3 protein-coding genes and 1 pseudogene are annotated in these 5,228 nt (G+C 62.0%); all 4 read left to right on the forward strand.

The window, feature by feature from the left end; translation table 11 throughout:
- A partial coding sequence (locus tag ACESLR_RS11455; protein ID WP_373067482.1) for a GIY-YIG nuclease family protein occupies positions 1 to 758 on the forward strand: 758 nt, incomplete at its 5' end.
- Complete coding sequence (locus tag ACESLR_RS11460; RefSeq protein ID WP_373067486.1) at positions 758 to 1,519, forward strand: DUF3800 domain-containing protein; 762 nt, start codon at positions 758 to 760, stop codon at positions 1,517 to 1,519. The genes ACESLR_RS11455 and ACESLR_RS11460, both read left to right, overlap by 1 nt.
- Before the next feature lie 147 nt (positions 1,520 to 1,666).
- Positions 1,667 to 4,861, forward strand: a complete 3,195-nt coding sequence (locus ACESLR_RS11465) for a type I restriction endonuclease subunit R (RefSeq protein WP_373067491.1) — start codon at positions 1,667 to 1,669, stop codon at positions 4,859 to 4,861.
- Between the two features lie 167 nt (positions 4,862 to 5,028).
- A pseudogene (locus ACESLR_RS11470) lies at positions 5,029 to 5,228 on the forward strand (nuclease); the annotation flags it as partial.

Here is a 5,228-nt window from a genome sequence, read left to right on the forward strand (position 1 = left end):
TGCGCCCGCAGGTGTACATCGGCGAGTCGGATGATGTCGGCAAGCGGCTCAAGCAGCACAACCGCACCGAGGAGCAGGGCGGCAAGGACTTCTGGGAGAAGGTCTGCCTGATCACCAGCAAGGACCAGAACCTGACCAAGGCGCACGTGAAGGTTTTGGAGAGTCTGCTGATCCAACAGGCCCAGCGCGTGGGCCGCTGCACCCTGCTCAACGGCACCCGCAACGACTACATCGGCCTGCCCGAGGCCGACCAGGCTGACATGGCCTTCTTCCTGGACCAGATCCGCACCGTGTTGCCCGTGCTCGGCTTCGAATTCCTGCGTGATGCCAGCCGCCCGCCTTCGCGGGATGCGGTGGTAGGGGCCGACGGTTCCGGATCTCAGATTCCGGAATCGCCAAGGTTCCGCCTGACGCTTCCCAAGCACGCCATTACGGCGTACGGGCAGGAGGTGGAGGGCGAGTTTTTCGTCCTGAAGGGTTCGCACGCGCGCGGGGAGTGGGCAGCGCGGGGCCACCACTACGAGCGCCTGCACCAGCAACTGTGCGAGGAAGGCGTACTGGTCGAGGACGAGAAAGGTCTGCTGCGATTCTCGCGCGACTACGCATTCTCGAGCCCCAGCGCTGCGGCGGCCATGGTTGTCGGTAGAGCGGCCAACGGCCGTACCGAATGGAAGCGCGAGGGCTCGGGCCAGACCTATGCGGAATGGCAGGAACAGGTGGTGGATGCAGCCGCCAAGGATACGGAAGCGAGAGGGTAATGGGCGCTGTGGGGGAGAGAAGCAGGCAGTTCAGCGATTACATCGTCTACGTGGACGAGAGTGGCGACCACGGGTTGCGCCATATCAATCCCGAGTATCCCGTCTTCGTGCTGGCATTCTGCCTGCTGCACAAACAGATGTACCTCGAGCAAGTCGTCCCGAAGCTCCAGGAGCTGAAGTTCCGATATTTCGGCCACGACATGGTGGTGTTCCACGAAGCAGAGATCCGGAAATCCAAGGGTCCTTTCAACATCCTGCTTAATGCCGAGGTGCGGCGGTCTTTTCTAACGGATCTTTCTCGGGTGATGGAAGAGTCACCATTCACGCTGGTTGCGAGCTGCATTGACAAGCGGCGGTTCAGGGATCGGCATGGCGATGGCGAGAACCCTTACCATGTGGCCATGGAGTTCGGGCTCGAGCGCGTCTACATGGAATTGCAGGCGCAAAGTCAACGCGGGCGGCCGACGCATGTGGTGTTCGAGCAACGTGGGCGCGAGGAGGACGCGGCGCTGGAATTGGAATTTCGCCGGATCCTTGATCGCTCGCGACTTGAGGGACTGGGGGAGAGCCTGGATTTGGTGTTGGCGAACAAACTGACGAACTCGGCGGGCTTGCAGCTCGCCGACATGGTCGCGCGTCCGATCGGCCGGCATCTGCTGGCTCCAGAACAGGCCAACCGAGCCTACGAGACACTGAGTCGGAAGTTCCGTCGTGACCGGGGCGGAAACATCGATGGTTGGGGTCTGAAGGTCTATCCGTAGCACAAAGCAAGAGGCCCCGACGCGTTCGCCGAGGCCCCTTGTCGATCGAGCATTCCCGATCCATTGGCCTTAGGGTAGGCGCTGGCGGGCCTGGATTTCAAGTTTGCGGATGGCTCGAGCAATTACGACAGACGACAGGACGGATTCATGGCGGACAGCAGGGAAACCCGGTTCCAGCAGGACATCATCGACGCGATGACCGCCGATGGCTGGTTGACCGGTCCGGCGATCGGCTTTGACACCGCCAACGCCCTGTACACCGAGGACCTGATCGGCTACCTGCAGGAGGCCTGGCCGGAGCGCTGGGAGAAGTTCGCCGCGAAGAACCCGCAGGACCCGCAACGGGCCCTGGTGCGCGCGGTCACGCGCGAGTTGGATAGGGGCGGCGCGCTGGATGTACTGCGCCATGGCATCAAGACGCCGGGGGTGAAGCTGGATCTGTGCAGCTTCAAGCCCGACCACGGCATGAATCCCGAGTCTCTGGCCCGCTACCGCGCCAACCGACTGCGCGTGGTGCCGGAGGTGCCGTACTCTCCGCATGCACGCAGCGGGGAGTACAACCCGCGACTGGACCTCGTGCTGTTTGTCAACGGCATCCCCTCCGCGACGCTGGAGCTGAAGAGCGAGTTCAAGCAGTCGGTGGAGAACGCCAAGCGCCAGTACCGCCGCGACCGCCCGGTAAAGGACCCGATCACACGCAAACCCGAGCCGCTGCTGAGCTTCAAGCGCGGGGCGTTGGTGCACTTCGCGGTAAGCCAGTACGAAGTGGCGATGACCACCCGCCTGGCCGGCAGGGACACTCTCTTCCTGCCCTTTAACCAGGGAGCCGAAGACGGCGGGGCTGGCAACCCGGCACCCCCCGATGCGGATTCCTACGCGACCGGCTACCTGTGGCAACGAGTCTTCCAACCCGATGCCTGGCTGAAGGTAGTGGGGCGCTTCCTGCATCTGGAACAGAAGACGGTCGAGGACTTCCACGGCAAGCGCAGTAAGAAGGAGGCCCTGATCTTCCCGCGCTTTCACCAGTGGGATGTGGTGAACCAGCTGATCGAGGCCACACGCGAGGAGGGCGCCGGACAGCGCTACCTGATCCAGCACAGCGCGGGTTCCGGCAAGTCCAACTCCATCGCCTGGATCGCGCACCAGCTCGCCTCGCTGTACGACGAGAACGGCCAGAAGCTCTTCAACTCCGTGGTGGTGGTCACCGACCGTACGGTGCTGGACAGCCAGCTCCAGGAGACCATCTACCAGTTCGAGCACGCCCATGGGGTGGTGCGGCCGATCACCCGCGATTTCGGCAACCAGAGCAAGTCAGAGCAACTGGCCGAGGCGCTGGCCGCGCAGACGCGCATCATCATCGTGACCATCCAGACCTTTCCGGCGCTATTCGATGCATTGGACAAGCGTCCGGATCTGGCCGCCGGGCGCTACGCGGTGATCGCCGACGAGGCGCATTCCTCGCAGACCGGCTCATCCGCGACCAAGCTGAAGGCGATCCTGGGCGCGGATAAGTTGGAGAGCGAAGAGATCAGTGCCGAAGAGCTCATGGATGCGGCGGTCGCCGCGCGCAGGCCCTCCGACCGCATCAGCTACTACGCCTTCACCGCCACCCCCAAGGCGAAGACCCTGGAGCTGTTCGGGCGCCCGCCAAACTCCGATCTCCCGCTCTCGGCCGACAACAAGCCCGAGCCGTTCCACCTGTATTCGATGCGCCAGGCCATCGAGGAAGGCTTCATTCTCGACGTGCTGAAGAACTACACCACCTATGCCACCGCCTGGAAGCTCGCGCACCCCCATGGCGATGACCAGGAAGTGGAATCGCGTAAGGCCGCGACCAAGCTCGCCCGCTGGGTGCGACTGCACCCGTACAACATCTCGCAACGGGTGGAGGTCATCGTTGAGCACTTTTGCGCCAACGTGCGCCACCTCCTTGACGGGCAGGCAAAGGCAATGGTGGTGACCGGCAGCCGGCAGGAGGCGGTGCGCTACGCACTGGCCATGCGTGCGTACATCCAGGAGAAGTGCTATCGCGGTGTGTATGCCTTGGTGGCGTTCTCCGGCTCCGTGCCGCCGGATGGTGTGATTCCCCAGGAAGTGACCGAATACAGCACGCTACTGAACCCGGATTTGCAGGGCCGCGACTTGGCCGAGGCCTTCAACACCGCTGAGTTTAATGTGATGATCGTCGCCAACAAGTTCCAGACCGGGTTCGACCAGCCCAAGCTCTGCGCGATGTACGTGGACAAGAAGCTGCAAGGCGTGGAATGCGTGCAGACGCTCTCGCGCCTGAACCGGACCTTCCCCGGCAAGGAGAACACCTTCGTCCTCGATTTCTTCAACGATGCAGAGGATATCCTCGAAGCCTTCCGCCCGTATTACAACAAGGCCGAGCTGGCCGACATTTCTGACCCAAATGTGGTGTACGACCTGCAGCGCAGCCTGAATGCCTCAGGCATCTATCACTGGGATGAGGTCGAGAACTTCGCACGCGCCTTCTTCAACCCCAACGTGAATGCCAGCCAGCTTAGCTACTACTGCCAGCCCGCGAAGGAACGCTATACCAGCCGCTACAAGGCCGTGCTGGAACAGACCCGGACATGGAAGGCCGCCCACGCGCAGGCCGAGCGCGACGGCGACAAGACTGGCCTGCACCGCGCCGAGCAGGAGCTGAAAGAGGCCCACACCACCCGCGACGAGCTCGACCTGTTTCGCAAGAACCTGCAGAGCTTCGTGCGCAGCTACGAGTTCCTCTCCCAGATCGTCGACTTCGAGGACCGTGAGCTGGAGGAACTGTGCGTGTACGCCCGCGCAATGCATCCGCTGCTGCGCGTGGAGAACCTCGAAGAAGACGAGCTCGACGTCTCGGAACTGGAACTGACCCATTACCGCCTGAACAAGCGCGCCGAACAACAACTGAACCTCAGGGAAGAAGAGGGCGACTTTGACGGCCTGAGACCTGTGTCCGATGTCGGATCCGGCAAGCCCCACGACCCGGAAAAGAAGCGCCTCTCCGAGATCATCGAACAGCTTAACGACCTCTTCGGCGCCGAAGTGAGCGACAAGGATAAGCTCCACTTCGCCCATGGCGTGGCCGATCGAATCCGGCGCGACGAGTCCGTGATGGCCCAAGTCCAGAACCACAGCCCCGAACAGGTGATGCACGGCCTGTTCCCCAAACGCGTCACCGATACCGTCCTCGACGCTATGACCGACCATGAAAAACTCGCCATGCAGGTCTTGGAAGATCCCAAGCGCGGCCGCGATTTTGCGCTACTGATCCTGCGCCTGCTGACTCCTGATGCAGGTGATGGACGAACCACGGTTATGACAAACAACCCATGAGAGGTGGTCCCAGTCGAGTGGCCTATTTGCCGCAACCATGTGCAAGGGACGGGGTCAGGTCTCACAATCCAACGCTTTGTTGATGCGCTGTGTTGGAATGTGAGACCTGACCACCGTTTCCTTGACGCCTGCGAAGCGCTGAATTGGGTCTAACGGAGTTGCTTTCAATGGCCGAGATGCCGCCCATGGATTTCACAACTCCGATTTTCCAGGCCTTCGCTCAGGCTTGGTGGCTGTTTGCGATTCCTGCGGTCCTGGGGCTTCTGTTCGCGTTACTGGCTCTTCCAGCCGTGAAAGGTTATCTGGGAGAGTTGGTGGTGCGCGTTTCGGCCCCGAGGCTGCTGGATCCCGACACCTATGTGCCGCT

Source organism: Thioalkalivibrio sp., from assembly GCF_041685615.1.
Lineage (GTDB): Bacteria > Pseudomonadota > Gammaproteobacteria > Ectothiorhodospirales > Ectothiorhodospiraceae > Thioalkalivibrio.

Excerpts from the sequence above, each read along its gene's own strand:
- ACESLR_RS11460 (WP_373067486.1), top strand. The coding sequence starts at position 758 with ATGGGCGCTGTGGGGGAGAGAAGCAGGCAGTTCAGCGATTACATCGTC.
- ACESLR_RS11465 (WP_373067491.1), top strand. The coding sequence starts at position 1,667 with ATGGCGGACAGCAGGGAAACCCGGTTCCAGCAGGACATCATCGACGCG.